The 16620-nt window shown below is 67.4% G+C and carries 12 protein-coding genes; 6 read left to right on the forward strand and 6 right to left on the reverse strand.

Annotated features, from left to right (window positions below; translation table 11 throughout):
• Positions 1-20: 20 nt before the first annotated feature.
• Positions 21-1916, forward strand: coding sequence for a pseudouridine synthase (locus RR42_RS11890; protein ID WP_043346955.1), 1896 nt, complete (start codon positions 21-23; stop codon positions 1914-1916).
• Positions 1917-2096: 180 nt separating this feature from the next.
• Here RR42_RS11890 and RR42_RS11895 read toward each other — a convergent pair whose 3' ends face one another.
• The 5 genes from RR42_RS11895 to smc all read right to left on the reverse strand — a co-directional run bounded on the left by RR42_RS11895 (position 2097) and on the right by smc (position 10996).
• Positions 2097-3251 (reverse strand): hypothetical protein, encoded by a 1155-nt coding sequence (locus RR42_RS11895; protein WP_043346958.1) that lies wholly within the window; start codon positions 3249-3251, stop codon positions 2097-2099.
• Positions 3252-3373: 122 nt separating this feature from the next.
• A complete protein-coding gene (def, locus tag RR42_RS11900; RefSeq protein WP_043346961.1) occupies positions 3374-3907 on the reverse strand; it encodes a peptide deformylase in 534 nt (177 codons plus the stop codon).
• Entirely contained in the window at positions 3904-6030 is a 2127-nt protein-coding gene (gene ligA, locus RR42_RS11905) for an NAD-dependent DNA ligase LigA (RefSeq protein WP_043346964.1), read from the reverse strand. The genes def and ligA overlap by 4 nt, the downstream gene beginning before the upstream one ends.
• A gap of 68 nt (positions 6031-6098) precedes the next feature.
• Positions 6099-7484, reverse strand: a complete 1386-nt coding sequence (locus RR42_RS11910) for a cell division protein ZipA C-terminal FtsZ-binding domain-containing protein (RefSeq protein WP_043346966.1) — start codon at positions 7482-7484, stop codon at positions 6099-6101.
• On the reverse strand, positions 7481-10996 hold the full coding sequence (smc, locus tag RR42_RS11915) for a chromosome segregation protein SMC (protein WP_043346970.1): 3516 nt from the start codon (positions 10994-10996) through the stop codon (positions 7481-7483). Before smc ends, RR42_RS11910 begins: the two co-directional genes overlap by 4 nt.
• A 450-nt stretch (positions 10997-11446) precedes the next feature.
• On the opposite strand from smc, the gene RR42_RS11920 reads away from it, so the two are divergent.
• Positions 11447-12322, forward strand: a complete 876-nt coding sequence (locus RR42_RS11920; protein ID WP_330218477.1) for a ferritin-like domain-containing protein — start codon at positions 11447-11449, stop codon at positions 12320-12322.
• A 13-nt stretch (positions 12323-12335) separates the two neighbouring features.
• Here the strand turns inward: RR42_RS11920 and RR42_RS11925 are convergent, their stop codons facing one another.
• Positions 12336-13316 carry a DMT family transporter gene (locus RR42_RS11925; RefSeq protein WP_043346972.1) on the reverse strand — a complete coding sequence of 327 codons (981 nt, stop codon included), beginning with the start codon at positions 13314-13316 and terminating at the stop codon, positions 12336-12338.
• Between the two features lie 210 nt (positions 13317-13526).
• Between RR42_RS11925 and dapC the strand changes: the two genes are divergently transcribed.
• From dapC to RR42_RS11945, 4 genes are all read left to right on the forward strand, one after another.
• Positions 13527-14744, forward strand: a complete 1218-nt coding sequence (gene dapC / locus RR42_RS11930) for a succinyldiaminopimelate transaminase (protein WP_043351981.1) — start codon at positions 13527-13529, stop codon at positions 14742-14744.
• Between the two features lie 94 nt (positions 14745-14838).
• Positions 14839-15666, forward strand: a complete 828-nt coding sequence (gene dapD, locus RR42_RS11935; protein WP_043346976.1) for a 2,3,4,5-tetrahydropyridine-2,6-dicarboxylate N-succinyltransferase — start codon at positions 14839-14841, stop codon at positions 15664-15666.
• 190 nt (positions 15667-15856) lie between these two features.
• Positions 15857-16216 (forward strand): hypothetical protein, encoded by a 360-nt coding sequence (locus RR42_RS11940; RefSeq protein WP_173430681.1) that lies wholly within the window; start codon positions 15857-15859, stop codon positions 16214-16216.
• Between the two features lie 50 nt (positions 16217-16266).
• Complete coding sequence (locus tag RR42_RS11945; RefSeq protein WP_043346981.1) at positions 16267-16614, forward strand: ArsC family reductase; 348 nt, start codon at positions 16267-16269, stop codon at positions 16612-16614.
• Positions 16615-16620: the final 6 nt, after the last annotated feature.

The following is a 16620-nucleotide window of genomic DNA, read 5'->3' on the forward strand; positions in this document are numbered from 1 at the left end:
GGACGCCCCACATAGAAGATATGACCGATAGCAATTCGCCCAAGCGCAAGACGCTGGGCATCAAGACCGCCGCGCCCGAGGGCAATGCCCGCAAACCCGCCGCCACCCGGCCGGTGCGGGTGTCCGACCTGAACCGCGGACGCGTGCGCGCCGTGGTCGACGGCATCAAGCAGGCACAGGAACGCGCCGGCGGCCGCAAGAAGGCAGAAGACGCTGGCCAGCGCCCGCCGCGCGGCCCGCGCCCGGGTGAAGGCCAGGACCGTCCGCGCCGCTTCACCCCGGGCGAAGGCCAGGATCGGCCCCGCCGCTTCGGCGGCGACAGCAACGACCGCCCGCGCAACTTCGGCGCCGGCGAAGGCCAGGACCGTCCGCGCCGCTTCAACCCGGGCGAGGGCCAGGACCGTCCGCGCCGCTTCACCCCGGGCGAAGGCCAGGATCGGCCCCGCCGCTTCGGCGGCGACAGCAACGACCGCCCGCGCAACTTCGGCTCCGGCGAAGGCCAGGACCGTCCGCGCCGCTTCACCCCGGGCGAAGGCCAGGATCGGCCCCGCCGCTTCGGCGGCGACAGCAACGACCGGCCGCGCAACTTCGGCGCCGGTGAGGGCCAGGACCGTCCGCGCCGTTTCACCCCGGGCGAAGGCCAGGATCGGCCCCGCCGCTTCGGCGGCGACAGCAACGACCGGCCGCGCAACTTCGGCGCCGGTGAGGGCCAGGACCGTCCGCGCCGTTTCACCCCGGGTGAAGGCCAGGATCGGCCCCGCCGCTTTGCTGGCGAAGGCAATGACCGCCCGCGTCGTTTCGCCCCAGGCGAAGGCCAGGACCGTCCGCGTCGTTTCGGCCCAGGCGAAGGCCAGGACCGTCCCCGCCGCTTCGCCGGTGAAGGCAATGATCGCCCGCGCAATTTCGGCCCAGGCGACGGCAACGATCGTCCGCGCCGCTTCACCCCGGGTGAAGGCCAGGACCGTCCGCGCCGTTTTGCTGGCGAGGGCGACGACCGCCCTCGCCGTCCCGCTCACGGTGGCGACAATGACCGTGCGCGCCGCGCCGGCGATGCCGGCCAGCGTGACTACCAGGGCGCCCGTGCAGAACGTACGGAACGTACGGAACGTGCCGCACCCGTACAGAACGCGCCCCAGCCCAGCTCCGATGGCCTGGTGCGCCTGTCCAAGCGGATGTCGGAGCTCGGCCTGTGCTCGCGCCGCGAAGCCGATGAATGGATTCCGCGCGGCTGGGTACTGGTCGACGGCCAGCCCGTCACCGAACTGGGCTCGCGCATCAGCCCGGACGCCAATATCGAGATCCACCAGGCTGCACGCTCCGAGCAAGGCGAACGCGTGACCGTGCTGCTGCACAAACCGGTCGGTTATGTGTCGGGCCAGGCCGAAGATGGCTACGAGCCCGCCGCCGTGCTGTTCGCGCCGGAAAACCAGTGGGAGCTGGACCCCACCCGCAAGCGTTTTGCCCCGTGGCAGCGCAAGAGCCTGGCACCTGCCGGCCGGCTCGACATCGACTCCACCGGCCTGCTGGTGCTGACCCAGGACGGCCGCGTCGCGCGCCACCTGATCGGCGAGGATTCGACCGTCGAGAAGGAATACCTGGTGCGGGTAAGCTGGGATTCGCCGGAAGGCCTGGTCGAGCGCGACATCTCGCACGTGTTCCCGGTGGAACTGATCGAGAAGCTGCGCCACGGCCTGTCGCTGGATGGCGAAGCGCTCAAGCCGGCCAAGGTGAGCTGGCAGAACGAGGAGCAATTGCGCTTCGTCCTGCGCGAAGGCAAGAAGCGTCAGATCCGCCGCATGTGCGAGCAGGTTGGCCTGCGGGTCGTGGGCCTGAAGCGCGTGCGCATGGGCCGCATCGTGCTGGGCGACCTGCCGGTGGGCCAGTGGCGCTTCCTCGGTGCCTTCGAGAAGTTCTGAGCGCCGGGCCGAAAAGCAAGCTGGCGGCCGGCGCCACGCGCCGCGCCATCGCCAGGCACGCGGCACTCGACACGCTGGCACCGCTTGCACGGTCTGGCCGCCGGGACAAACCCAGCGGCCTCGCATGGCCAATGCCTCAATCCATGCCGCAAGCGGGCGCCCTGCCCTGCGCCAATCGCTTCACAGCTGTGGTGCACGGCAAGCCGCGCCGTGCGCATTGACCATCTCCGGCAGCCCGAACACTGCCTTGGCGCCGCATTGCGAGCCAAGCATCCGGTGCTGGTCGTGCCCGACGCCAACCACCTCGAACGCCTGGTGGCGCACCGGCGGGTGCTGGCTACCCATCATCGGCGCAGCAAGAAACTGCGTGTAGCGCAGGTAGCCACGCGCGCGCTCCAGCCGGGTCGGCCCTTCGGCCTCGGCGCCGCAGGCCTTGTCGAGCACGCGGTGGTTGGGGTCGTTATCTTCCGAGCCCACGAGGTAGGTCACCTGGCGCTGGAGATAGCGGCGGAACAGCACATCGCCGGTCGCGCCGCGCGCATAGGGGACCATGTCGCGCATACCGTAGCGGTATTTATCATAGTCCGCACAAATGGCCGTGTCATAGGGCGCAAAGCCTTTGCCGCGTGGGCGCTCCGGCGTGAAATACAGATACGACGAAGGATTCGCCACCACGTAGCGCAGATCGATGCCGCCCGCGCGAATACGCTCGTCGACGTTGTTCAGCACCACATAGCGATGCACCAGCTGCGCGCCTCCCGAGTGGCCGGCCACCGTCACGCGGGTCACTGCGGGAAAACGGGCCTTGTTGGTCACCATGCCGACGAGGTCATCCAGCACCTGCAGCGAGCTGACCGAAAACGGTGGGTTGACCGCATCCTCCCCGCTCATCCAGCCCTGCACGCTCCATATCGGCATGCCGTCGAAATGCTTGCCCTTGGCCGCATCCGGCGTGCCGGGGAAGTTCGGCGCGATGAGCAGCACCTCGTCGGGATTGCGCCCGGTTTGCTTGAGCAGCGCCGCGCCGGCCGCGAAGTAGTCGTCGCCGTTACGCTGCAGCCCGTGCTGGACGAAGATCACCTCGCGGATGCCGCGCAGGTCTGCGTCCAGCGGATGGTTGGCGTAGACCGGAAAATCGTAGGCCCCAGCACCCGTGCCAAGCCTGACCCGCTGCCATTGGGGCGCGGCAGCTTGCGGCGCCGTGCCGGGCGCCGGTGCGGCCTGCTTCGCGCTCGCGGCACTGTCCGCGCCTGGGGCGGCGCAGCCAAACTGGGCCGCCGCGGCTAGCGCAATCAGTGCGATCGATGCGCAACGCGCAAGGCGAAGTGTCTGCATATCCTGTCTCCCGGTGCTCGATGCGGCGCGCGCGCCCGTGTTTTCGTTCGTAAAGCCGTACCCTGCGCGTGGGTGCGCAAGTCGAGCGCATGCATCAGTCGTCGCCGGCCAGTCGTCGCGGGTCAGTCGTCGCTATTGGGAGGCAGCTCGGGGAACAGCACATCGGTAAAGCCGAAGCGCGTAAAGTCCGTCACCCGCATGGGATAGAGGATGCCCTGCAGGTGGTCGCATTCATGCTGCACCACGCGCGCGTGGAAATCCTCGGCAACGCGCTCGATGCGCGCGCCCATCACGTCAAAGCCGGTGTACTTCAGGCGCGTGAAACGCGGCACCACCCCGCGCAGCCCCGGCACCGACAGGCAGCCTTCCCAGGCTTCATCCTGCTCCTCGCCAAGCGGCGTCAGCTCGGGATTGATCAGTACGGTCTTGGGCACGGTGGGGGCGTCGGGATAGCGCGGATTGCGGTCGAAGCCGAAGATCACCACCTGCAGGTCCACGCCGATCTGCGGCGCGGCCAGGCCAGCACCGTTGGCGTGATCCATGGTGTCGAACATATCGTCGATCAGGATGCGCAATTCGGGCGTGTTGAAGCGCGTGACAGGGCGCGCTACCTGCAGCAGGCGCGGGTCGCCCATCTTGAGAATGTCACGGATCATGCTTGATCTCCGGTATTAAGCTCGGCCAGCAAAGCCAGCAAGGCGGCCTCGTCCAGCACGGGCACGCCGAGCGCCTCGGCCTTTTCCAGTTTGCTGCCGGCTTCCGCGCCAGCCACCACATAGTCAGTCTTCTTCGACACCGAGCCGGCCACCTTGGCGCCGGCCGCCTCCAGCATTTCCTTGGCGTCTTCGCGCGACAGCGTGGGCAGCGTGCCTGTCAGCACGAACGTCTTGCCGGCCAGCGGCGCGGGCGCCGCACGCTGCGCCGGCTCGCTTTCCGGCCAGTGCACGCCGGCGGCACGCAGTTGCTCGATGACTTCCACGTTGTGCGGCTCGGCCAGGAAGTTGGCGATGGACTGCGCCACCACCGGCCCCACGTCGTTGACCTCGAGCAAGGCGGCCTCGTCGGCTGCCAGCAGCCCATCGAGCTTGCCGAAATGCTTGGCCAGGTCCTTGGCCGTCGCTTCGCCCACATGGCGGATGCCTAGCGAGAAGATAAAGCGGTTGAGCGTGGTCTCGCGCGACGCCTCGATGGCGGCCACCAGGTTGGTGGCCGACTTGTCGGCCATCCGGTCCAGCGCGGCCAGCTTGGCGACGCCAAGCTTGTAGAGATCGGCCGGCGTGTGCACGATGGCCATGTCGACCAGTTGCTCGACCACCTTGTCGCCGAGGCCTTCGATATCCATGGCGCGGCGCTGCGCGAAATGCAGCAGCGCCTGCTTGCGCTGGGCCGCGCAGATCAGCCCGCCGGTGCAGCGCGCGATCACCTCGCCTTCCAGCTTCTCGATGTGAGACCCGCACACCGGGCATGCGGTGGGCATGACGAAGGCGCGTGCGTCGGCGGGCCGGCGCTCCGGCACCACCGCCACCACTTCGGGAATCACGTCGCCGGCGCGCCGCACGATCACGGTATCGCCGATATGCACGTCCTTGCGGCGGATCTCGTCCTCGTTGTGCAGCGTGGCATTGGTCACCGTCACGCCGCCAACGAACACCGGCGCCAGCCGCGCCACCGGCGTGATGGCGCCGGTGCGGCCGACCTGCACCTCGATATCCTCGACCACCGTGGTCATTTCCTGGGCCGGGAACTTGTGCGCCAGCGCGAAGCGCGGCGCACGCGACACGAAGCCAAGGCGCTCCTGCTCGGCCAGCGCGTTGACCTTGTACACCACGCCGTCGATGTCGTACGGCAACGCCGCGCGCCGCTCGCCCACCCCGCGATAGAAGCTCAGCAAGCCGTCCGCACCTCGCACGACTTCGCGCTCCGCGCAGACCGGCATGCCAAGCCCGGCGAACCAGTCGAGCATGGCGCTGTGCGTCTCGGGACGCGGCGCGCCTTGCAGCTCGCCCAGCCCGTAGGCGAAAAACGACAACGGACGCTTGGCGGTGATGCGCGGATCCAGCTGGCGCAGGCTGCCGGCGGCGGCGTTGCGCGGATTGACGAAGGTCTTTTCACCGGCCTCGGCCTGCCGCGCATTGAGCTTGTCGAATTCGCGGCGATACATGAAGACTTCCCCGCGCACTTCCAGCACCGCTGGCAAGGCCTCGGCCTCGCCGCGCAAGCGCAGCGGAATCGCCTTGATGGTGCGCACGTTGACGGTCACATCCTCGCCAGTCTCGCCGTCGCCGCGGGTGGCGGCCTGCACCAGCCGACCGGCCTCGTAGCGCAAGGACATGGCCAGGCCATCGAACTTCAGCTCGCAGGCGTACTCCACTGCCTCGGCGGCGCTGAACAGGTCGGCCGTGCCGTCGGCGGGGGCGGCACGCCCCAGCCCCTGCGCGCAACGACGGTCGAAGGCCAGCACATCCTCATCCTCGAAGCCGTTGTTGAGCGACAGCATCGGGATGGCATGGCGTACCGTGTCGAAGGCCGACAGCGGCTGGCCGCCCACGCGCTGCGTGGGCGACTCAGGGGTCAGCAACTCGGGATGCCTGGTCTCGATGTCCTGCAATTCGCGGAACAGCACGTCGTACTCGGCATCGGGCACCGACGGCGCATCAAGGACGTAGTACTGGTAATTGTGGCGCTCCAGCTCGGCGCGCAGCCAGTCGGCGCGCGCGGCGGGAGAATCGCTGACAGGCGCGGTGGCTTGCGCCGCCGCGCCTTCTGGTTTGGTGCTCATGCTGAAGGACTGAATCCGTTGTCGTCGTTATCGTCGATGCCGAACTGGCGTACTGGCGTACTGGCGTGTCAGAGACTGAACAAACGTAGCGTCACCGGCGAGCCCGCGGGCATGCCGCGGGCTTCCAGCTTGTCGTAGAGTGTTTGAAGCTGGCCGAAGATGGCGACGAAGGACGATTCGCTCAACGGCCGCATATTGTCGTCGACCAGTTGCGCGCCCATGCGTTGCGCCAGGCTGTAGCCGTACTCGCACACGGTCTTGAACGGCTTGGTCGCTTGCGCCGCGGACGGCACATCGAGCAGCAGCGTGATCTGGCGGCCGGCCTTGGCCGTGAGGTCATCGCGCAGGAAGTTGGTATCGCCGAACTGCAGCGTGAACAGCGCCCGCTGCACGCCCTCGGCGTTGGCCTGATAGCGCGTGAAGCGAGTGCCGTCGCGCGACAGGACCAGCCCGTCCTGGGTCGCCACCGTCTGCACATAGGCGGCGGACCACGGCGCGCCGTCGGAGATCACGTTCACGCCAAGCTGCACATCGCAACTGGCGGCAAACGCATCGAGCTCGCGGCCGTTGGCGACCGTCTCGGTCATGTCGGGCAGTTCGGCCGAGGCGTCTAGCGCTTCGGCCAGCGCTTCCACCGCATTGACGAACTCCGAAAACTCGAGCGCGTTGAGCGCCCCGCCGCGGTTGGCAAGCTGCACCGCTACCTGCAGGTCCTCGTACTGATGGCCGGCGGTGACCGGCTCCCAGGCATTGGCTTCGCTGCGCAGACCTTCGATGTGCACCTGCTTGGTTCCCGCACGGCGCAGGCGGCCGGTGAGCGGCAGGATGCGATCGCCCGAGCTCTTGCGCTCCAGGCGCAGCGGCACGATGCAGTCGATCAGCGGATCGATGACAGCCGGCGTGGGCTGGCCATCGAGCGCAACGGGCTCTGGCTGCGCCGCTTGGGCAGGCGCGGCATCTTGCCTGGGCTTTGTCGGTTCGGTGCGTTCCACTTGTTCCGCGTGTTCTGCATCTTCCGCATGTTCTTCGTGGTCCGCGGCGTCATACGATTCGGCGAGCCCGGCAGACCCAGCCTCCTCGGCATGCGCGGGCTTGCCGGCAGCCGCATGGGCCGAGGACGGCGCCGCGGCGATGGCCACTTCATCTGCCAGGGCTTCGTCGGCGTCGGCCGAGCTCGCGGCCATGCCAGCCGCCACGGCGGCGGCGTCCAGCGGCGAAGCCGACAACGTGGGCTCGCGCCGCTCGAGCTGATGCTCGGGCAATGGCTCGTGCAGCCTGGCGCTGACTTCCGGCTTGACCACCGGGCTTACCACCGGCTCGCGCATCGGCGGCAGGTCGTCTTCGGGCTGCAGGGCGCGCGGGCGGCGCGCCTTGCGGATCTGCCACTGGTTGTAGGCGACTACCAGCAGCAACAGGACAATGCCTGCAACGATCAGGGCGGTCTGGAGCGTCATGCTGCCTCCGCCATCGAGAGCGCTGCGTCCATATCCACGGCGACGATACGCGATACACCTTGCTCTTGCATCGTCACGCCAATCAACTGGTGTGCCATTTCCATTGCGATTTTATTGTGGGAAATGAAGACGAACTGGGTCTTGTCCGACATGCGCGCCACCATATTGGCGTAGCGCTCCGTATTGGCATCGTCCAGCGGTGCGTCCACCTCGTCGAGCAGGCAGAACGGCGCCGGGTTGAGCTGGAACATGGCGAACACCAGCGCGATGGCCGTCAGGGCCTTCTCACCGCCCGACAGCAGGTGGATGGTGGAGTTCTTCTTGCCCGGCGGCTGCGCCATCACCTGCACGCCGGCGTCGAGGATTTCGTCGCCGGTCATGATCAGCTTGGCTTGCCCGCCACCGAACAGCGACGGGAACAGCTCGCCGAAGTGATGGTTGACCTGGTCGAAGGTCCCTTGCAGCATCGCGCGGGTTTCCTGGTCGATCTTGTGGATCGCGTCTTCCAGCGTGGTGATGGCGTCGATCAGGTCGGCCGACTGCGCATCGAGGAAGGTCTTGCGCTCGCGCGCCGCCGCCAGTTCGTCCAGCGCGGCCATGTTCACCGGCCCGAGCGCGTTGATGGCGTTGTTCAGGCGGGTGACCTCGCCCTGCAGGTAGGAGGGCTTGAGATCGGGCGTGAGCTTCTCGGCCAGCGCGGCCTCGTCCACCTCGGCGGTCGTGAGTTGCTCGCTGAACTGCTCCTGGTTCAGGCGCGCGGCCTGTTCCTTCAACTGGTACTCGGTGATGCGGTCGCGCAGCGGCTGCAGGCTGCGCTCGGCGGCCAGGCGCTGGTCGTCGTACTGGCGCAGCTGCGCCGACAGCGCGTCCAGCTCGGTGCGGGCGAGCTGGAGTTTTTCTTCCTTCTCGGCACGGCGCTCCAGCGCATCCTGCAGGCCGGTGTGGGCGGTCTGCTCATTGATGGTTTCCAGCTCGACGCGAGCATCTTCCAGCGACTGGGCAAGACGCTCCGACTGGTCGCCCGCGGTCTGGATATTGCGGCGCAGCTCGTCGATGCGGTTAGCCAGGTTGCGCTCAGCGAACAGCGCTTCCTGCGCCGCGCGCTCGAAGTCGCGCAGCTGGTGCCGCGCCGACGACAGCTTGCTGTCCAGCGCCTCGAAGGCCATCTGGTGGTCTTCGTGCGTGGACTGCATCTGCGCCAGCGCGGCGTCGTGCTGCTCGAAGCTGGCTTCGGACTCGGCGCGGATGGCGCGCTGCTCTTCGATCTGCGCGGCGATTTCGGCCAGTTCCTCACGGATCTGGCCGCTGCGCGCGGCGTAGCGCTCCATGGCCTGCGACAGCTTGAGCACATCCATCTGCAGCGCGTGCACGCGGCGTGTGGCCTGCTCGCTGCGTCCGCGGGCCTCGGTGAGCGCGGCGCTGGCCTGGGTGTAGGCCGCTTCGGCGCGGACCGCCTGGCTCTTGGCTTCGTCGGACAGCAGCAGCTGGGCGCGCGCCTGCTTCTGCAGGTTTTCGATTTCCTGCTCGCGGGCCAGCATGCCGGCCTGCTCGGAATCGGCCGCATAGAGGTGGACCGAGCTACGGCCCACCAGGTGGCCCTCGGCCACGACGAACGACGCGCCTTCCGGCAGCGTGGCGCGCTGGGCCAGCGCCGACGCCATATCGGTGGCGGTGTAGATATCGGCCAGCCAGTCCTGCATCACGGCCCGGATGCCCGGCTCGGTGATCTGCACCAGCGCCATCAGCGCACGCATGCCGGCGGGGGTTTCCTGCGGGCGCGCGGCCGGCGGCGGCGAGTAGAAGGCCAGCTTGGCGGGCGGCGCGTCGGACAGGAAGGACTTGATCCAGTCCAGGTTGGAGACTTCGAGCGCGCCGAGCTTTTCGCGCAGCACGGATTCCAGCGCGCTTTCCCAGCCCGGCTCGATATGGAGCTTCTTCCACAGGCGCGGCAGCTCGGCCAGGCCGTGCTTGGCCAGCCAGGGCTGCACCTTGCCTTCGGTCTGCACATTTTCCTGCAACTGCTTGAGCGCGGCCAGGCGCGCTTCCAGCGATCCGATCGCGGCGGCCTCGCGCTGCACGCGTTCCTGCGCGCTGCGGCGCTCGCCGTCCAGGCGCGGCACGCTGTCGGCGGAGTCAGCCAGGATGGCCTGCGCTTCTTCCAGCACGGCTTCCTGCTCGGCCAGCTCGGCGCGTTGCTCTTCCAGGCGGGTTTCATCGGGGCGGTCCAGCCCCTTTTCTTCGCCGGACAAGCGCTCGCGGCGCTGCTCGAGCTGCTGCAGCATCTGGTCGGCGCTGCGCTGCTGCGCGGCCTCCAGCTTGAGCGCCTGCTCGGCCTGCATGATGCTGGCGCGCTGCTCGTTGGACAGCACCTGGGCATCGCGCCACTGGGCTTCCAGCGTGGGCAGCTCATCGGTCTTGTGCGCGACGGCCTCCTGGGCTTCGATGGTGCGGCCTTCGGCCACCGCCAGCTCTTCTTCAGCCTGCGCCAGGGCATCGGTAGCCTGCTCGGCCTTGCCCTGCCACTGCTCGCGCTGCGCCGTCAGTGCGGCGATCTGTGCCTGCACGCGGTTGCGCGACTCCACCACATAGCGGATCTCGGCCTCGAGCTTGCTGACCTCGGCATTGGCTTCGTACAGGCCGCCCTGCGCGGTGTGCATATTGTCCGAGGCGGCGTAATGCGCGGCGCGCATGGTCTCGAGCTCGGCCTCGACGTGGCGCAGTTGCGCGGTTTGCGCTTCCAGGTCGATCTGTGCCTGCTCGATGGCGCGCGTGTTGCGCTCCTGCTCGGCCTGGGCCTCGCGCTTGCGCAGCAGCCACAGCAGGTGCTGCTTTTCCTCGCCGTCGGACTGCAAGGTCTTGAAGCGCTGGGCCACTTCGGCCTGCCCTTCGAGCTTGTCCAGGTTGGTGCCGAGCTCGCGCAGGATGTCTTCCACGCGGGTCAGGTTCTCGCGCGTGTCGGACAGGCGGTTCTCGGTTTCGCGGCGGCGTTCCTTGTACTTGGACACCCCTGCGGCTTCTTCCAGGAAGATCCGCATGTCATCGGGCTTGGCCTCGATGATGCGCGAGATCATGCCCTGCCCGATGATGGCGTAGGCGCGCGGCCCCAGGCCGGTGCCCAGGAAGATGTCCTGGATATCGCGGCGGCGCACGGCCTGGTTGTTGATGTAGTAGGAGGACGTGCCGTCGCGGGTCAGCACCCGCTTGACGGCGATCTCCGCATATTGGCTCCATTGCCCGCCGGCGCGCCCCTCAGGGTTGTCGAACACCAGTTCGACGCTGGCGCGGCCAGCCTGTTTGCGCGCGGTGGAGCCATTGAAGATCACGTCCTGCATGGACTCGCCGCGCAGCTCGGAGGCGCGCGACTCGCCCAGCACCCAGCGCACCGCATCGATGATGTTCGATTTGCCGCAGCCGTTGGGACCGACGATGCCGACCAGTTGGCCAGGCACTTGAAAATTGGTGGGATCGACGAAGGACTTGAAGCCCGCCAGCTTGATCGAGGACAGTCGCACGGTTGGTCGTGGGGTATCTAGCGTAATGCAGCGTTCAGGAGAGCCGGGCCCCAACGAGAAGCGGGGCCGGCGCGTGCCGGTTGCGCCCCATGCCTTCTCTCTTGTGCCCGATAGATGGCGCTAATCATACCATCGCGCCTTCGGCGTCCGGGCGCTTTCCGGGCTAAGCGCTAGCCATTTCCCCAGGGCGTTTGGGCCGCTTCCGATACACCCCGTGCGGTTCACGCCCCACGCTTGCGGCGATGCTGCCATGCGGCGAAAGATCACCACCCTGCGCTTGACGTCGCCGCACTTCTTGGCGCCGGCGGGAAACTTCCAAGGGTTAGTGCTAGTCTCTCATTGTCAGCGTGATCCTTGAGGCCCATTGCACCTGCCGCCCCGTCACCGGCGCAATGGCTGCCACCGGCCAACGCGGAGCCCGGCTTCGCGCCCCTTCTGGGAGTGTCCAGCATGACCGCCTTCTCACCGGCGATATCAGACAGCAGCTTGCCCGACCACGATGCCGTGAATGTGGCTACAACACCACCCTGGTCCTTGGACGACATCGATTTCCAGGCCATCGACACCGCCCTTGTCCGGTCCGATCGGGAATTGTTCTACCTGCTGGTGTCGGCCTCCTTTGTCGAAAGCGGCTCGGACACGTACGCCGGCAACCTGGCCAATTACTACGCCGCCAATCCCGAGGCTTCCGGCTGGTTGTCCGAACACTGGGAGGCGGAGGAGCTGCAGCACGGCCTGGCCCTGCGGCGCTATGTGGAACATGTCTGGCCCGAGTTCGACTGGGAGCGCGGCTATGCGCGGTTCTTCGAGGAATACCGCCATACCTGCTCGATCGACAACTTCGAGTCCACGAAAGCCCTTGAGATGGCCGCGCGCTGCGTGGTCGAGACTGGCACCGCGGCCCTTTACCGCTCCCTGGAACAAGCCAGCGACGAGCCGGTGCTACGCGACCTGACGCGGCGCATCGCCGATGACGAGGTGCGCCACTACAAGCACTTCTACCGCTACTTCAACACCTTCAACGGCGTGGAACGGCTCGGCCGCCTGCGTGTACTGGGCGCCTTGGTGCGCCGCTTGCTGGAAATCAAGAACGAAGACGCGCAGATCGCGCTGCGCAACGTGCTGCGCATCGAGCGCGGCACCGAGGATATCGCGCAAAGGGACGTGCGCCGGCTCAACTCCCGGGTGAGCGCGGTGATCCGGCGCAACCTGCCGATCGAGATGACGGTCAAGATGCTGCTCCGCCCGCTGCACCTGCATGCCAGCGTGGAGCGCGCCATCCGCAAGCCGCTGGTGGCGGTGGTGTCGCGGGCGATGCTCTATTGAGGCGCGGCGCCACCTATTGCGGCTGCAGCGCCTGGTCCGCCACACCGGCGGCGTTGCCGGCGCGACGCGCCTTGGTGCGGTGCACCAGCCCCGACAAGGCGCCAGCCGCCACGATGCACAGGCCGCCGGCGGCCTCCTTCCAGCTCAGCGTCTCGGTCGCCAGCCACCACGACGACACCGCCGCGATCACGATCTCGAACAGCATCAGCAGCGATACCCGGTTGGCCGGCAGGCGCTGCAGTCCATACTGGACCACCGAATTGCTCAGTACCAGCGTCGCGGCGAGGCCCAGCATCAGCGCCACGCCACCCCAGCCGATCACCGGCGCCAGCGCCACACCGCCCGGCTCCAGCAACAGCGCGCACGGCAGGCCGACCGCGGTGCAGCCCACGTAGACCATCACGGTGCGCAGGCGCGCATCCATCTCCGGGTAAAGCTGCCCGGCCCGGCGCGACAGCACATTGTTGACGGCAAACCCCATGCCGCCAATCAGGCCGGACCATTCCGCTGCGCGCGTGGGCAGCGGCAGCCCCACTTCCGGCGTCCACAGCATCAGCCCCGCGCCAAACAGCGCCAGCACTACCAGCAGCAAGCCGGATGCCGATAGTTTCTCGCCCAGGAAGACGCGGGCAAACAAGGCCGTCCATACCGGCGTCAGGTAGAACAGCAGCAACACCCGCATCACATGGCCGTTGACGCTGCCCCATACAAAGCCGGCGTTGGTCACGCCTGCCGCCAGCCCGATCGCCACGAACAGCCACGACCAGCGCAGGCCACCCAGGTGGCGCGCGAAGGCCACCAGGGCGATCAGCGCGGCCATGGCGCTCACCAGCGCGGCTGCCGTCATGCCGCCCAGACCCCAGCCGGCAAGAACCCGGTAGGGAAACCAGGCGATGCCCCAGACCGAGGCGCCCAGCAGGATGGACAAGGTGGATTTGAAGGCATGCGGGTCGGCCGGGGCCGAAGCAGTGGAAGTCGCGGGCAGATGGCTCATGGGAAAACGGTCAAGGCTGCCACTTGGGCAGCCAGTCGGTATTCGGTATCGGAAAATCACTGCGGGACAGCCGGGGCTGGTCGCGCACGGCCGCAGACAAGCCACAAGCCGCCGCGCCGCGCCGCCAGGGCCTTGCCGGCGCACGGGAATGTCCGGCAATCCTCTATAATGACTGGCTTTGAGCTTGGCCCTACCGGCCTGAACCTGATCGTGAATCCCCGCCTCGACCTGCTCCAGCCCTATCCGTTCGAGAAACTGCGCGTGCTGCTGGCTGACGTCAAACCAAATGGCGCGCTGCCCGCGATCAGCTTCGGCATCGGCGAACCCAAGCACCCCACGCCCGAATTCATCAAGACGGCGCTGTCGAACGCGCTGCAAGGACTGGCGAATTATCCCACAACGGCCGGATCCGATGCACTACGACAGTGCATGGCCGCGTGGATCCAGCGCCGCTACAATCTGCCGGCGGTCAATGCCACGACCCAGGTGCTGCCGGTCACCGGCTCGCGCGAGGCCTTGTTCGCCTTCGCCCAGACCGTGGTCGACGCCAGCCAGCCCGGCGCGCTGGTGCTGTGCCCCAACCCGTTCTATCAGATCTATGAAGGCGCGGCGCTGCTGGCCGGCGCCACGCCCGTGTTCGCCAACAGCGATCCGGCGCGCAACTTCGCGCCCGCGTTCGACCGCATTGGCGCCGAGACCTGGGCCAAGGTGCAACTGGTCTTTGTGTGCTCCCCGGGCAACCCGACCGGCGCCGTGCTGTCGCTGGAAGACTGGCGCGAGCTGTTCGCGCTGTCCGACCGCCATGGCTTCGTGATCGCCTCGGACGAGTGCTACTCCGAGATCTACTTCAAGGAAGGCGAGCCGCCGCTGGGCGCGCTGGAAGCCGCGCACAAGCTGGGCCGCGCCGAAGGCGCACATCCCTTCGAGCGCCTGGTGATGTTTTCCAGCCTGTCCAAGCGCTCCAACGTGCCGGGCCTGCGCTCGGGCTTCGTGGCCGGCGATGCCGCCCTGCTGAAGAAATTCCTGCTATACCGTACCTATCACGGCGGCGCCATGAACCCAGCGGTGCAGACCGCCAGCGTGGCGGCCTGGAACGACGAGGCCCATGTGCGCAACAACCGCGCCGCCTATGCGCGCAAGTTTGCCGAGGTCACGCCGATGCTGGCCGAGGTGCTGGACGTGGCCTTGCCCGATGCCGGCTTCTACCTGTGGGCGGATGTCTCGCGCACCGGCCTGTCCGACACCGAGTTTGCCGCGCGGCTGCTGGCCGAGCAGAACGTCACTGTGCTGCCGGGCAGCTACCTGGCGCGCGAGGCCGATGGCATCAACCCCGGCGCCAACCGCGTGCGCATGGCGCTGGTGGCCACGCCCGAGGAATGCCTGGAAGGCGCGCGCCGCATCGTCGCCTTCTGCAAGTCGCTGGGCTGAAACCCGCGGACGCGGGCGAAGTGCGCCGCACGGCACACACCGTACACACACCGTATTTTGTTGTAGACAACGATCAACCACTGAAAACACGCATATGACGCAAGCACTGCAAGCCCTGATCGACCAGGCATGGGAAGACCGCGCAAGCCTCTCGCCCAAGTCCGCCCCCAACGACATCCGCGAAGCCGTGGCCAATGTGATCGGCCAGCTCGACACCGGCGCCCTGCGCGTGGCCGAGAAGCAAGGCAAGGAATGGATTGTCAACCAGTGGATCAAGAAGGCCGTGCTGCTGTCGTTCCGCCTGGAAGACAACGCGCCGATGTCCGCTGGCGGCTTCGCCCAGTTCTACGACAAGGTGCCGACCAAGTTCGCCAACTGGACCGCCGACGACTTCGCCAAGGGCGGCTTCCGCGTGGTGCCCCCGGCGGTCGCCCGCCGTGGCTCGTTCATCGCCAAAAACGCCGTGCTGATGCCTTCGTACGTCAACATCGGCGCCTACGTCGATGAAGGCACCATGGTCGACACCTGGGCCACCGTCGGTTCGTGCGCCCAGATCGGCAAGAACGTCCACCTGTCCGGCGGCGTCGGCATCGGCGGCGTGCTCGAGCCGCTGCAGGCCAACCCGGTCATCATCGAAGACAATTGCTTCATCGGCGCGCGCTCGGAAGTGGTCGAAGGCGTGATCGTGGAAGAAAACTCGGTGATCTCGATGGGCGTGTACCTCGGCCAGTCGACCAAGATCTATGATCGCGAAACCGGCGAGATCCATTACGGCCGCGTGCCGGCTGGCTCGGTGGTGGTGGCGGGCAACCTGCCTTCCAAGGATGGCAAGTACAGCCTGTACTGCGCCGTGATCGTCAAGAAGGTGGACGCGCAGACCCGCGCCAAGACCAGCCTGAACGACCTGCTGCGCGGCGACTGATCTCGCCCGCTGCATCGAGGGGAGCGCCCCTGGCCCGGAACCGTGCGCGTGCACGGCCGGTCTGAACCGGAATGCCGGATCGGAACGCCAACGCTCCCCTCACCCCTTTGCCCTTTCCCCGCTCTCCAACGGTTCCCGCTCAATGGATACCGCCGCCGGCCGCCGCTGGCCCGCCCTTCGCAAGCGACTCATGGCCCTGGACCCGACCACTGTCACCACCGTTCTCTCGCTGCTGCCCACGATCCTCGAACAGGCCAACAAGACCATCGAGAAGATCAAGAAGGGCAAGCGCCGCGATGGCACCGCAGACATGCCTGGCCCGGACACGCGCGACCCTGCCGCGCGCATTGCGGACCTGGAAAACGCCGCCATGCAGCAGGCCGAGGCCGTCAAGCTGCTGGCCGAGCAACACGCCATCACCATCGAAGCCCTGCGCCGCGAAGCCGCACGGCTGGATCGCCGCCTGCGCCTGATGACCGGCGTGGCCATGGCCGGCTTTGCGCTTGGGCTTGCCGGCCTGGTGGTCGCCCTCAACCTTTTGCTGCGCTAGCCAGACCGGCCGGCCCCGCATTTCTCCGCTCATCGCCTCCACTTATCGCCATGACTGTCCTGCTCTACGGCATTCCCAACTGCGATACCGTCAAGAAAGCCCGCACCTGGCTGGAATCCAACGGTGTGGATTACACCTTCCACGACTTCAAGAAGCAAGGCGTGGACGAAGCCATGCTGCGCGGCTGGCTCGCGCATGTGCCGCTCGCCACCCTGCTCAACCGCAAAGGCACGACCTGGCGCGCGCTGTCCGACGCGGACAAGGCGCTTGCAGAACAGGAAGCCGGCGCGATTGCGCTGATGCAGCAAAGCCCGTCGCTGATCAAGCGGCCGGTGCTGGCCCACAAGGGCAGCGTCAGCGTAGGTTTTTCAGCGGAAAATTACGCCAGCCTTTTTTAAGCCCGA

This window comes from Cupriavidus basilensis, from assembly GCF_000832305.1.
GTDB classification, from domain to species: domain Bacteria; phylum Pseudomonadota; class Gammaproteobacteria; order Burkholderiales; family Burkholderiaceae; genus Cupriavidus; species Cupriavidus basilensis_F.